11 protein-coding genes are annotated in these 12,714 nt (G+C 62.3%); 8 read left to right on the top strand and 3 right to left on the bottom strand.

Annotation, left to right across the window (positions count from 1 at the left end; all coding sequences use genetic code 11):
- Positions 1-15 precede the first annotated feature (15 nt).
- Genes NEZ08_RS12915 through NEZ08_RS12905 form a run of 3 tightly spaced genes read left to right on the top strand, consistent with a single transcriptional unit; the run spans position 16 to position 2,768 of the window.
- Positions 16-762 (top strand): SDR family oxidoreductase, encoded by a 747-nt coding sequence (locus NEZ08_RS12915; RefSeq protein ID WP_298107366.1) that lies wholly within the window; start codon positions 16-18, stop codon positions 760-762.
- A gap of 35 nt (positions 763-797) precedes the next feature.
- Complete coding sequence (gene lpdA, locus NEZ08_RS12910; protein ID WP_298107365.1) at positions 798-2,201, top strand: dihydrolipoyl dehydrogenase; 1,404 nt, start codon at positions 798-800, stop codon at positions 2,199-2,201.
- Between the two features lie 36 nt (positions 2,202-2,237).
- Positions 2,238-2,768: a hypothetical protein gene (locus NEZ08_RS12905; RefSeq protein ID WP_298107364.1), complete on the top strand. Its 531-nt coding sequence runs from the start codon at positions 2,238-2,240 to the stop codon at positions 2,766-2,768.
- A 17-nt stretch (positions 2,769-2,785) separates the two neighbouring features.
- Here NEZ08_RS12905 and NEZ08_RS12900 read toward each other — a convergent pair whose 3' ends face one another.
- Both NEZ08_RS12900 and NEZ08_RS12895 read right to left on the bottom strand, forming a co-directional pair.
- Positions 2,786-3,373, bottom strand: a complete 588-nt coding sequence (locus NEZ08_RS12900) for a DUF4337 domain-containing protein (RefSeq protein WP_298107363.1) — start codon at positions 3,371-3,373, stop codon at positions 2,786-2,788.
- A gap of 75 nt (positions 3,374-3,448) precedes the next feature.
- Positions 3,449-4,420, bottom strand: a complete 972-nt coding sequence (locus tag NEZ08_RS12895; protein ID WP_298107361.1) for a tyrosine recombinase XerC — start codon at positions 4,418-4,420, stop codon at positions 3,449-3,451.
- Positions 4,421-4,512: 92 nt separating this feature from the next.
- Here NEZ08_RS12895 and NEZ08_RS12890 point away from each other — a divergent pair, with 92 nt between their 5' ends.
- Positions 4,513-6,723, top strand: coding sequence for a primosomal protein N' (locus tag NEZ08_RS12890; RefSeq protein WP_298107360.1), 2,211 nt, complete (start codon positions 4,513-4,515; stop codon positions 6,721-6,723).
- Between the two features lie 203 nt (positions 6,724-6,926).
- On the opposite strand, the gene NEZ08_RS12885 is transcribed toward NEZ08_RS12890, so the two are convergent.
- Positions 6,927-7,433 (bottom strand): septal ring lytic transglycosylase RlpA family protein, encoded by a 507-nt coding sequence (locus NEZ08_RS12885; RefSeq protein ID WP_298107359.1) that lies wholly within the window; start codon positions 7,431-7,433, stop codon positions 6,927-6,929.
- Positions 7,434-8,088: 655 nt separating this feature from the next.
- On the opposite strand from NEZ08_RS12885, the gene NEZ08_RS12880 reads away from it, so the two are divergent.
- The 4 genes from NEZ08_RS12880 (at position 8,089) to atpD (ending at position 12,645) form a co-directional block, all read left to right on the top strand.
- Positions 8,089-8,646, top strand: a complete 558-nt coding sequence (locus tag NEZ08_RS12880) for a F0F1 ATP synthase subunit delta (RefSeq protein WP_298107357.1) — start codon at positions 8,089-8,091, stop codon at positions 8,644-8,646.
- Positions 8,646-10,175: a F0F1 ATP synthase subunit alpha gene (atpA, locus tag NEZ08_RS12875; RefSeq protein ID WP_298107355.1), complete on the top strand. Its 1,530-nt coding sequence runs from the start codon at positions 8,646-8,648 to the stop codon at positions 10,173-10,175. The genes NEZ08_RS12880 and atpA overlap by 1 nt, the downstream gene beginning before the upstream one ends.
- A gap of 98 nt (positions 10,176-10,273) precedes the next feature.
- Positions 10,274-11,152: a F0F1 ATP synthase subunit gamma gene (locus NEZ08_RS12870; protein WP_298107353.1), complete on the top strand. Its 879-nt coding sequence runs from the start codon at positions 10,274-10,276 to the stop codon at positions 11,150-11,152.
- A 50-nt stretch (positions 11,153-11,202) separates the two neighbouring features.
- Positions 11,203-12,645: a F0F1 ATP synthase subunit beta gene (gene atpD / locus NEZ08_RS12865; protein WP_298107351.1), complete on the top strand. Its 1,443-nt coding sequence runs from the start codon at positions 11,203-11,205 to the stop codon at positions 12,643-12,645.
- The last annotated feature ends 69 nt before the right edge of the window (positions 12,646-12,714 follow it).

The raw sequence follows: 12,714 nt of genomic DNA, 5'->3' as shown, positions 1-12,714 counted from the left end.
TCTGAGGGCCCTCTCGTGACCGACAAAGTTGTCATCATCACCGGCGGCAGCCGCGGCATTGGCCGCGCCGCCGCGCTTGCTGCCGCGGCACGTGGGTTTCGTGTCGTGGTCGGCTATGCCAGCAACCAGAAGGCGGCCGACGAAGTCGTAGGCCAGATCCAGGCAAAGAACGGCAAGGCCATCGCGGTGAGATGCGATGTCGGTATCGAAGCCGACATTATGGCTCTGTTCAAGGCGGCGGACGCGTTCGGCACGCTGGGTGCGCTTGTCAACAATGCCGGCATCGTCGGCGCGACCGCCAGGGTCGATCAGATGTCGGCCGAGCGCATCCAGCGCATCATGACCGTCAATATCACCGGCAGCATTCTGTGCGCACGCGAGGCGGTGAAGCGGATGTCGACCAGGCATGGCGGCATGGGCGGGGTCATCGTCAACATTTCGTCGGTCGCGGCAAAGCTCGGCTCGCCCAATACCTATGTCGACTATGCGGCATCCAAAGGAGCGATCGACTCTTTTACCGTCGGACTAGGGCAGGAAGTTGCCGCCGAAGGCATTCGCGTCGCAGCCATTCGTCCGGGCCTGATCGATACGGAAATCCACGCCTCGGGCGGCGAGCCTGACCGTGCACACCGGCTGGCGCCCACGGTGCCGATGAAGCGCATAGGCACCGCAGGTGAGATTGCGAACGCGATTCTCTGGCTGATCTCGGACGAGGCCTCCTACGTGACCGGCGCGATTCTTGATGTGTCGGGCGGCCGCTAAAGCCATCCTCGCAAACCTCAGTTACGGGAATGATCATGGCTACTTACGATCTTGTTGTCATCGGCACCGGCCCTGGCGGCTATGTCTGCGCCATTCGTGCCGCGCAGCTCGGCATGAAGGTCGCCGTGGTCGAGAAAAACGCCACGCTCGGCGGCACTTGCCTCAACGTCGGATGCATGCCTTCAAAAGCGCTGCTCTACGCCTCGGAAATGTTCGAGGAAGCCGCGCATTCGTTCGCCAAGATGGGCGTTAGCGTTTCGCCGCCGAAGCTCGACCTGCCCGCAATGATGAATTTCAAGCAGCAGGGCATTGACGGCAACGTCAAGGGCGTCGAGTTCCTGATGAAGAAGAACAAGATCGACGTGATCTCGGGCAAGGGAAAAATTCTCGGCGCAGGTCGAATCGAAGTCGCCGGCAAGGACGGCAAGACGCAGGTTGTCGAGACCAAGAACATCGTCATTGCCACCGGTTCGGATATCGCGCGCCTCAAAGGCGTCGAGATCGATGAGAAGCGCATCGTCTCGTCGACCGGCGCGCTGTCGCTCGACAAGGTGCCGGGCAAGCTTCTGATCATTGGCGCCGGCGTCATCGGGCTCGAACTCGGTTCGGTGTGGCATCGGCTCGGCGCGCAAGTCACCGTGGTCGAATTCCTCGATCGTATCCTGCCCGGGATGGATGGCGAGGTCGCCAGGCAGTTCCAGCGCATACTCGAGAAGCAGGGCTTTGCGTTCAAGCTCGGGGCAAAGGTCACGAGCGTCGATACATCAGGCAAGACGGTGACGGCGCAGGTCGAGCCGGCGGCGGGCGGCGCGGCTGAAAAGATCGAGGCGGATGTGGTCTTGGTTTGCATTGGCCGCGTTCCCTACACTGAGGGTCTTGGGCTGAAAGAAGCGGGCGTTGCGGTCGACAATCGCGGCCGGGTCCAGATCGATGCGCATTTCGCCACCAGCCTGAAGGGCGTCTATGCGATCGGTGATGTCGTTGCCGGTCCAATGCTGGCGCACAAGGCCGAAGACGAGGGCGTTGCGGTTGCCGAAATTCTGGCAGGCCAGGCCGGCCACGTGAATTACGACGTCATTCCCGGCGTTGTGTATACAACTCCGGAAGTCTCCTCTGTCGGCAAGACCGAAGAAGAACTGAAACAGGCTGGCGTGGCCTATACCAGCGGTAAATTCCCCTTCACCGCCAATGGCCGCTCTAAGGTGAACCAGACCACCGACGGCTTCGTGAAGATTCTCGCAGATGCGAAGACTGACCGCGTGCTCGGTGTCCATATCGTTGGCCGCGAAGCGGGGGAAATGATCCACGAAGCCGCCGTTTTGATGGAATTTGGCGGGTCCGCCGAGGATTTGGCGCGGACCTGTCACGCCCACCCGACCCGCTCCGAGGCGGTGAAGGAAGCGGCGCTTGCAGTTGGCAAACGCGCCATCCATATGTGATTCTTGTCCGACGCGAGTCGGACCAGGATGGTCTCGATGCTACGCCGCCTTCTTCAACCGATCTGGGTGCTGCTCGCGGTCATCTTTTTGGTCGAGGCGTGGCTGTGGGATCATCTCGAACCTCTTGTCGCCTGGGTCGTCGCGAAAATCCCGCTGCAGGCGTTCAAGCACTGGCTGGCCGAGCGCGTCGATACGCTCTCGCCAGCTATGACGCTGATCGTGTTCGTCGTGCCGGTGATACCGCTGTTTCCGCTGAAGATGATCGGCGTATGGCTGTTCATGCACGAATACTGGTTCAGCGCCGTTTTCACGATTCTGTTCGCCAAGCTTCTCGGTGTCGGTGTAACCGCCTTTGTCTTCGACGTCACGCGGCCAAAACTTCTGGAAATGGGATGGTTCGAGAAGCTCTACGAATTCATCCTGACGATGCGCGCCAAGGCAAAGGCTCTGGTCGATCCGGTCAAGCGGCGCATCCTGGAAGTCCTGCGCGGCAATGGTGATCGCTGGTCGTCGCGAATGCTGCGGCTGATCCAGCGCTTCCGCAAGAGCGTGCACGAGGCGCGTTAATTATAGCCGCGCCCCCCTCACAATGACAGGTGAAGCGCGTGCGGGGCGAACACACCGAACAGGGTGATCGCGATCCCGGTGAGCGTGAGCAGGCCAGATATCCAGGCGAGCGCAATCATGCCGGTGATGATGGTCGCTGATGCCAGCACGATGCCGATCTGAAAGGCCGCGGAAGCAAGTTCGAAATGGTGATATTTCGCCGTGGCCAGCTCACGTTCTTCTTCGGCGCGCTTGGCGCGCTCGGCGAGTTGCTCGGTGCCTTCGCCGGTCTCAGGCTCGGACCGGTAGCGCGCTGCCGTCTTCTGCCATTCGTCGATCTGCTTTTGCGCGGCGGCTTTTGCTGCATCATCGTTCGGTAGGGAAAGCTTGACCTGCTCGGCGGCCGTCTGCACCACGGTGCGGCGGATGCTTTTGGCTTGGAAGAACGCCCACAGGTTGGAAGCCTCGACATTCTTGGCAATGGTCTCGGTCTGCGCGCCCTTGCCGAGCGTCTCCGAGAGCGCCAGGCACAGCGCGATGACCGCGATCAGAAGCGCGATCTTCTTGTTCTCCCCGGAGGCATGCTCGGCGTGTTCGGCATGCTCCATGCTCTCATGTGCGCTCATGATTTCTCCCCCTCGCAGGCAGAGGGGACGATGACCGAACAAGTTGGCGAGCGCAAGTGTTCAGGTCCGAATGCTTCAGGCGCGGGGATGCGTGGTGCGGTAGACTTCGAGGAGCCGCTCGCTGTCAATGCCAGTGTAGATCTGGGTCGTCGAGAGCGAAGCGTGGCCGAGCAATTCCTGGATGGCCCGCAGGTCGCCGCCGCGCGATAAAAGATGGGTGGCGAATGAATGCCGCAACGCATGCGGCGTCGCGCTGTCCGGCAAGCCCAAGGCGCCCCGCAGCCGCGCCATGGTGAGCTGGATGATGCGAGGCGCGAGAGGCCCGCCGCGGGCGCCGACGAACATCGGCCCTTCCGGCGGCAAGTGATGTGGACAGATCGCCGCATAGTCCTGGATCAGCGTCAGAACATTTTGCAGGACCGGCACCATCCGTGTCTTGTTGCCCTTGCCGGTGATAATCAACACGTCGCCTGCGCCGGGCGCCGGCACATCGCGGCGTTTCAGTCCGAGCGCTTCGGAAATGCGCAGGCCTGAGCCGTAGAGCAGGGCCATGACGGCAGCATCGCGCGCCCAGATCCAGGGCTCGCGCTCCTCGCCCGCGCGTTCGTCGGCGTCGGCAAGGCGTTTAGCCGCCGCCACCGGCAAGGGCTTCGGCAGGCTTTTACCGATCTTGGGAGCGCGGACGGCGGACAGTGCACCGACCTTGCCGTGGCCTTCGCGTTCGAGGAATCGTCCGAAGGAACGCAAACCGGCCAACGCGCGCATCAACGAGCGACCTGCGATTTCGTCTGCGCGCCGCAGCGCCATGAACGCCCTGATATCGCTGGCCTCAACGGCGGAAAAGACCTTCAGCGTTACCCGCTCGCCGAGGTGTTCGGCGAGGAATTCGAGGAACTGCCGGACATCCCGGGTATAGGCCTCAGAGGTCTTCGGCGACAGGCGCCGCTCGGAACGCAGGTAGGTGAGCCATCGCGTCATCTGCATGGCGATCGATTCGTCGGCGCAGTCAAGTTCAATCGGCGGTGACGCGGTCGCGGACTTTGTCATATCTGCTTTCGGCACCATGATTCCTTGTGATTATATCGCACCCTCCTGGTTTACCCTTCGCTAATTCGCGACCGACAGGCCTTTGGCTCAAGATGGATGATTCTCCACGCGTCACATCATCGCCGACATCCCAGACCGGGATCGTCGATGTACTGGTGCCTGTCGCGCTCGATCACACCTATTCCTATCGCGTCCCGCGCGGCATCGAGCTCAAGGCCGGCGATGTGGTCTGCGTGCCGCTTGGACCGCGCGAGGTCGTCGGCGTCGTATGGGCCGAGAACGCCAGGCCCGAGCCGCGGTTGCACAACCGGTTGAAGGACGTTTCCGAGAAGCTCGATGTCCCTCCGCTCAAGGGCGAACTGCGCACGCTTGTCGACTGGGTTTCCAAATACACGCTGTCGGCGCGCGGCATGGTGCTGCGGATGTGTCTGCGCATGGGTGAAGACCTCGGTCCCGAGCGGGTACGGATGGGCGTGCGCCTGGTTGGGCCACCGCCCCAGCGCATGACGCCGGCGCGACGGCGCTTGCTCGAACTGTTGTCTGATGGATTGTTGCACGGCAAATCCGAGGCCGCGAAGGAGGCCGGCGTCAGCGGTGGCGTCGTCGATGGCCTCGTCGATGAAGGCACGCTCACTGTGGAAGCGATGCCGCGCCCGCCGGCGCTACCGGCGCCGGATCCAACCTTCGCGGTTCCCGAATTCAGCCGGCAGCAGCGCAGCGCGGTGGACGGCATGCGCGCGCTCGCCGCCAATGGCACATTCCATGTCGCCCTGCTCGACGGCGTCACGGGTTCCGGAAAGACCGAGGTCTATTTCGAGGCGGTGGCCGAGACCATTCGCCGCGGCAAGCAGTCCCTGATTCTCATGCCGGAGATCGCGCTCACCGGTCAATTCCTCGACCGCTTCGCGCGGCGTTTCGGCGTGCGGCCGCTGGAATGGCATTCCGAATTGACCCCGCGCACGCGCCAACGCAACTGGGCTGCGATTGCCAGCGGCGAAGCGCCGGTCATCGTGGGCGCGCGCTCTGCGCTGTTCATGCCCTACGCCGATCTCGGCCTCATCGTCGTGGATGAGGAGCACGATCAGGCCTACAAGCAGGACGACGGCGTGCATTATCACGCGCGCGATATGGCGGTCGTGCGCGCGCATATCGCCAAGATCCCGATTGTGCTGGCGTCGGCGACGCCGTCGGTCGAAACCGAAGTCAATGCGCGCAGGGGGCGCTACCAGCGTATCGCGCTGCCATCACGGTTCGGCGGCCAGCACATGCCGCTTATCGAAGCGATCGATCTGAGGCGCGAGGCTCCGCCGCGCGGCCGCTTCATCTCGCCTCGGCTCGCCGAGCAAATCCGGCTCGCGGTCGAACGGCGCGAACAGGCGCTGCTGTTTCTCAATCGCCGCGGTTATGCGCCACTGACCTTGTGCCGTACCTGTGGGCATCGCTTTGCCTGCACGATTTGCGATGCGTGGCTAGTCGATCACCGTTTTCGCCAGCGGCTGGTCTGTCACCATTGCGGCTTCTCGATGCCGCGGCCTCACGTCTGTCCCAATTGCGCGGCTGAGGAATCGCTGGTCGCGGTCGGGCCTGGCGTCGAGCGCTTGCAGGAGGAGGCGGCGGCGCTTTTCCCCGACTCGCGGACCATGGTGCTGTCGAGTGATCTGATCACCTCGATCGAGACCATGCGTAGCGAACTGAACGAAATTGCGGAGGGGCGTGTCGACATCATCATCGGCACGCAGCTGGTCGCTAAAGGCCATCATTTCCCGCGGCTCAATCTGGTCGGCGTGGTGGACGCCGATTTGGGCTTGAGCAACGGCGATCCGCGCGCCGCCGAGCGCACCTGGCAGTTGCTTAACCAGGTCATCGGGCGAGCGGGGCGCGATCAGGGCAGGGGAGTCGGCTACTTGCAGACCCACCAACCCGAGCATCCCGTGATGAAGGCGCTGGTCGCCTGTGACCGCGAGGCGTTCTATGCCAGCGAAATCGAGATGCGGGAGAGAAGCGGTTATCCGCCGTTCGGGCGGCTGGCAGGCCTGATCGTGTCCGCCGGCGATCGTCCAACGGCGGAAGGTTTCGCGCGCAAGCTTGCCGCGACCGCTCCGATCGACGATCGCATCAAAGTGCTCGGCCCCGCCGAAGCGCCGCTGGCGGTGATCAAGGGCCGCTACCGTTTCCGCCTTTTGATGAAGGCGCAACGCAACGTCGACGTCTCGGAGTACTTGCGGGATTGGCTGGCCGGAGGCCCCAAGACCAAAGGCAATCTCAAGCTTGAGGTTGACGTCGATCCGCAGAGCTTTTTGTAATCCCCGTCCTCATGTGTCATTCCGGGAAACAGCGTCAGGCACGCAATTTCCAGGTTCCGGGTTCGATAGAAGCAACAAAAGCCCGCCGTCATTGGCTACGGCGGGCTTCGTGCTGTCAGCGCAAAATCGGCTCCGTCATCCAGGTGAAGGATAGACGGTACGCAAACGCTGATCTGGTCGAAAATTGCGCGTGGAACTGCGCGTTACGAGATGACCTCGGCCGTGATGCGGCCGACCCCGGCGCTCGTCAGGCCGATCGCCCGGGCGGCGCCCGTCGACAGGTCGAGCACCCGGCCGCGGACGAAGGGGCCGCGGTCGTTGATGGTGACGATGACGCTGCGGCCGCCATGGGTAACCCGAAGCTTGGTGCCGAATGGCAAGCTCCGGTGGGCCGCCGTCATGGCTTCCTGGTTGAAGCGCTGGCCAGATGCGGTCCTGCGGCCGGACTCATTGCCATAAAACGAAGCCATGCCGCTGAAGCTGCGCCCGGCGCCAAAGGACGGTGCGATCGACGCATTGGCGTCCCGCCAGGGCGCGAACTCGGCCCGCGCAGCGTGGGCGTAATGGTGGCGGTGATAGTGGTGGTGACCGTAAGACCTCGCCGAGGCTTCAGAGGCGGTGCCTCCTGTGAAAGCAGCCGCGGCAAAAAGGATGAGCGCCGTACGCGGCTGGGTAACTTTCCCCAGTACCTGCTTGTTGAGTTTCAGCATTATATCAGTCCCTCAATGTAGTAATGCCACATCTGTGGCACTTGGAACCCCCGCTCCGTTCTGAACGAGCGCCGTTTGATTCCGCAATGAGGCGTAAAAGGGGCAGTAGAATTGGTTTATCTCATCCTGAAACATCTTGTGAGGTGGAACAGAATATCGGAGCATGTTCCGTAACTTGGAATTCTATTGGTCAGACTATCAATTCTATACATAAAGTATACTTGTGATTACTGATGTCAGAAGTCCTGGCCCCCTTCGCCGAGATTTCGGCAAGTAATGCGAGCAAAGGGCCGGGCCGGCGGGTTCCCGCGCTTCGTCCCGCTGCGTGCATGCAGCCATGCAGTAGAAGCTGGAACAATTTCGGGTGGCGTGGGAGCGGTTCCGGAACACCGCATCCAGTCCCGGCCAGTGGGGTGCAGCCGGTCAGGCGCACTTTCCCGCAAATCGATTGCGACACGGCACCGCGGCGCCCGCCGTCATGTTGCACCTGCGGTCTTGCTATGTTAGCAAAGCCGCGATTTTAACGGTCCCGGCGCTGCCTGTGCCGGTCGAAAATCGAAGTCCCGCTTGAACTCCAAGGGCTTGGATCGCTAGGCGCCGCATTTTGGCGACGGTTTTTCCCTTGCGGGTTTGACAGCAAAAAAAGAGCGCGCTTGTGGCTGAGAATCCGTCCGTTTCGGGAGTGTCTGGTCGTTATGCGACGGCCTTGTTCGAACTGGCCCGCGACGCACGATCAATCGATGCCGTCAAGGCCGATCTCGATAAATTCGACGCGATGCTGTCGGACAGTGCCGATCTGAAGCGTCTTGTTCGCAGTCCGGTGTTTTCCTCCGATGCGCAGCTCAAGGCGCTGTCGGCTGTGCTCGAAAAGGCCGGCATTTCCGGCATTTCCGCCAATTTCCTGAAAGTTCTCACGGCCAATCGGCGGCTGTTCGCCGTTGATCAGGTGATCCGCGCATTCGATGCGCTGGTCGCCAAGTTCAAGGGCGAGGCTATCGCCGAAGTAACAGTGGCCGAAGCGCTCAGCGACAAGAATCTCGATGCCCTCAAGGCCGCGCTTAAGTCGGTCACGGGCAAGGACGTTTCCCTCAACGTGAAAATCGATCCGTCGATCATCGGTGGCCTGGTCGTCAAGCTTGGCAGCCGGATGGTCGACAGCTCGCTTCGCACCAAACTCAATTCGATCAAGCACGCGATGAAAGAGGCAGGCTGATGGACATCCGCGCCGCGGAAATTTCCGCGATCCTCAAGGACCAGATCAAGAATTTCGGCCAAGAGGCCGAGGTCTCCGAAGTCGGACAGGTGTTGTCCGTCGGCGACGGCATCGCCCGCGTCTACGGTCTCGACAACGTTCAGGCCGGTGAGATGGTCGAGTTCGAGAACGGCACCCGCGGCATGGCGCTGAATCTCGAAACCGACAACGTCGGTATCGTGATCTTCGGGGCCGACCGCGAGATCAAGGAAGGCCAGACCGTCAAGCGCACCCGCGCCATCGTCGATACGCCGGTCGGCAAGGGATTGCTCGGCCGCGTCGTCGATGCGCTCGGCAATCCGATCGACGGCAAGGGCCCGATCAAGGCTGACAAGCGCATGCGCGTTGACGTCAAGGCCCCAGGCATCATTCCGCGCAAGTCAGTGCACGAGCCGATGGCAACCGGCCTGAAGGCGATCGACGCCTTGATCCCGATCGGCCGCGGCCAGCGCGAGCTCATCATCGGCGACCGCCAAACCGGCAAGACCGCGATCGCGCTCGACGCCATTCTGAACCAGAAGCCGCTGAATGCGACCGGCGACGAGAAGATCAAGCTCTATTGCGTCTACGTCGCCATCGGCCAGAAGCGCTCCACCGTGGCGCAGTTCGTCAAGGTGCTGGAAGAGCAGGGTGCGCTGGAATACTCCGTCGTCGTCGCCGCTACCGCTTCCGACCCGGCGCCGATGCAGTACATCGCGCCGTTCACCGGCTGCACGATGGGCGAGTACTTCCGCGACAACGGCATGCATGCGGTGATCATCTATGACGACTTGTCCAAGCAGGCCGTCGCCTACCGCCAGATGTCGCTGCTGCTGCGCCGTCCGCCGGGCCGCGAAGCCTATCCGGGTGACGTGTTCTATCTGCATTCCCGCCTGCTCGAGCGCGCGGCCAAGCTCAACGACGACAACGGCGCAGGCTCGTTGACCGCGCTGCCAGTGATCGAGACGCAGGCGAACGACGTGTCTGCCTACATTCCGACCAACGTCATTTCGATCACCGACGGCCAGATCTTCCTCGAAACCGACCTGTTCTTCCAGGGCATCCGTCCCGCAGTGAACGTCGGTTTGTCGGTATCGCGCGTCGGATCGTCGGCGCAGACCAAGGCGATGAAGAAGGTCGCCGGCAAGATCAAGGGCGAGCTCGCGCAGTACCGCGAAATGGCGGCCTTCGCGCAGTTCGGCTCCGACCTCGACGCCACGACGCAGCGTTTGCTCAACCGCGGCTCACGGCTGACCGAACTTCTGAAGCAGCCGCAGTTCTCGCCGCTGAAGATGGAAGAGCAGGTCTGCGTGATCTGGGCCGGCACCAACGGCTATCTCGATCCGCTGCCGGTCAACAAGGTGCGCGCGTTCGAAGACGGGCTCCTGTCGCTTCTGCGCAGCAAGCACGCCGATCTCCTCAACGCGATCCGCGATTCGCGCGAGCTCTCGAACGACAGCGAGGCCAAGCTGAAGGGCGTTGTCGAAGGCTTCGCCAAGAATTTCGCATAACGTAGAAGCTTATGGCTCGGCGGTTTGTCCGGGCCTGACGAAGGATGGGCTGACGATCTGATCCTTGCCGGATCAGATCGTGGGGGTGAGAGCTAAGAATGGCGTCACTGAAAGACATGCGGGTCCGCATCGCCTCGACCAAGGCGACGCAGAAGATCACCAAGGCGATGCAGATGGTCGCTGCGTCGAAGCTGCGCCGCGCGCAGTCGGCCGCCGAAGCGGCTCGTCCCTATGCAGACAAGATGGCCTCGGTGATCGCCAACATCGCGAGCGCCGCGGCGGGTTCGCCCGGTGCGCCGGCCTTGCTGGCCGGTACCGGCAAGGACCAGGTCCACCTTTTGCTGGTCTGCACGGGCGAGCGTGGCCTGTCCGGCGCCTTCAATTCCTCGATCGTCCGGCTGGCACGCGAGCGCGCGCTGGCGCTGATGAACGAGGGCAAGGAAGTCAAATTCTTTTGCGTCGGCCGCAAGGGCTACGAGCAGCTCCGCCGCCAGTTCGAAAAGCAGATTGTCGAGCATCTCGACCTGCGCAGCGTCCGCCAGCTCGCGTTTGGCAATGCCGAGGATATCGCCAAGAAAGTGATTGCGCGCTTTGATGCCGGCGAGTTCGACGTCTGCACGCTGTTCTATTCGCGCTTCAAGTCGGTCATCGCGCAAGTGCCGACTGCGCAGCAGATCATTCCGCTGGTGGTCGAGGAAACCTCCGGCAATGGCGGTGCGTCGGTGGCTTATGAATACGAGCCGGAAGAGGATGTGATCCTGACCAGCCTGTTGCCGCGCAATCTGGCGGTCCAGGTCTTCCGCGCGCTGCTCGAAAACAACGCCTCGTTCTACGGCGCGCAGATGTCGGCGATGGACAACGCCACCCGCAACGCGGGCGAGATGATCCGCAAGCAGACGCTGATTTACAATCGCACGCGCCAGGCCATGATCACCAAGGAGCTGATCGAGATCATCTCCGGCGCTGAGGCCGTGTAACGGGGTCGAGCTGACCGAATTAAAGAGTTTTGATCGAAGGAGATAGTTGAATGGCCACCGCTGCCAACCAGATCGGTCGCATCACGCAGGTCATGGGCGCCGTCGTCGACGTCCAGTTCGAAGGCCACCTGCCGGCGATCCTGAATTCGCTGGAAACCAAGAACGCCGGCAACCGTCTCGTGCTGGAAGTCGCCCAGCATCTTGGCGAATCCACCGTGCGCACCATCGCGATGGACGCGACCGAAGGCCTCGTGCGCGGTCAGGAAGTCACCGATACCGGCCGTCCCATCGCGGTGCCGGTCGGCGACGGTACGCTGGGCCGCATCATGAACGTCGTCGGCGAGCCCGTTGATGAGGCCGGTCCCATCAAGGCTGCCGAACTGCGTGGCATTCACCAGCCGGCGCCCGAATACACCGAGCAGTCGACGGAAGCCGAAATTCTCGTCACCGGTATCAAGGTCGTCGACCTGCTCGCGCCTTACGCCAAGGGCGGCAAGATCGGCCTGTTCGGCGGCGCCGGCGTCGGCAAGACCGTGCTGATTCAGGAACTGATCAACAACGTCGCCAAGGCGCACGGCGGTTACTCCGTGTTCGCCGGCGTCGGCGAGCGTACCCGCGAAGGCAACGACCTCTATCACGAATTCATCGAATCCAAGGTCAATGCCGATCCGAAGCATCCCGATCCGAGCGTGAAGTCGAAATGCGCGCTGGTGTACGGCCAGATGAACGAGCCGCCGGGCGCGCGCGCCCGCGTCGGCCTGACCGGTCTGACCGTCGCCGAATATTTCCGCGACCAGGGTCAGGATGTGCTGTTCTTCGTCGACAACATCTTCCGCTTCACCCAGGCAGGTTCGGAAGTGTCGGCGTTGCTTGGCCGTATCCCTTCGGCGGTGGGTTATCAGCCGACGCTTGCCACCGACATGGGCGCGCTGCAGGAGCGCATCACCACCACGACCAAGGGTTCTATCACCTCGGTGCAGGCGATTTACGTGCCGGCCGACGACTTGACCGACCCGGCGCCCGCGACTTCGTTCGCGCACTTGGACGCCACCACCGTGTTGTCACGCGCGATCTCGGAAAAGGGCATCTATCCGGCGGTCGACCCGCTGGACTCGACTTCGCGCATGCTCTCGCCGCTTGTCGTCGGCGAGGAGCACTACACCACGGCACGCCTGGTTCAGCAGATCCTGCAGAAGTACAAGTCACTGCAGGACATCATCGCCATTCTCGGCATGGATGAACTGAGCGAAGAAGACAAGATCACGGTGGCGCGCGCCCGCAAGGTCGAACGCTTCCTCTCGCAGCCGTTCCACGTCGCCGAAGTCTTCACGGGCTCGCCCGGCAAGTTCGTCGATCTCGCCGACACCATCAAGGGCTTCCGCGACCTCTGCGAAGGCAAATATGATCATCTGCCGGAAGCTGCCTTCTATATGGTCGGTACCATCGAAGAGGCGGTCGAAAAGGGCAAGAAGCTGGCGGCGGAAGCGGCCTAAGCTTGGGTGTTGTCATCGCCGGACTGAGGTCCGGCGGTCCATCGAACGAGAAATGTTTTTGACTGATGG

This window comes from Bradyrhizobium sp., assembly GCF_027451485.1.
Taxonomy (GTDB): Bacteria; Pseudomonadota; Alphaproteobacteria; order Rhizobiales; family Xanthobacteraceae; genus Bradyrhizobium.
Note: the sequence above shows the minus strand (reverse complement) of the source record. Positions and strands in the feature narration are given on the sequence as shown.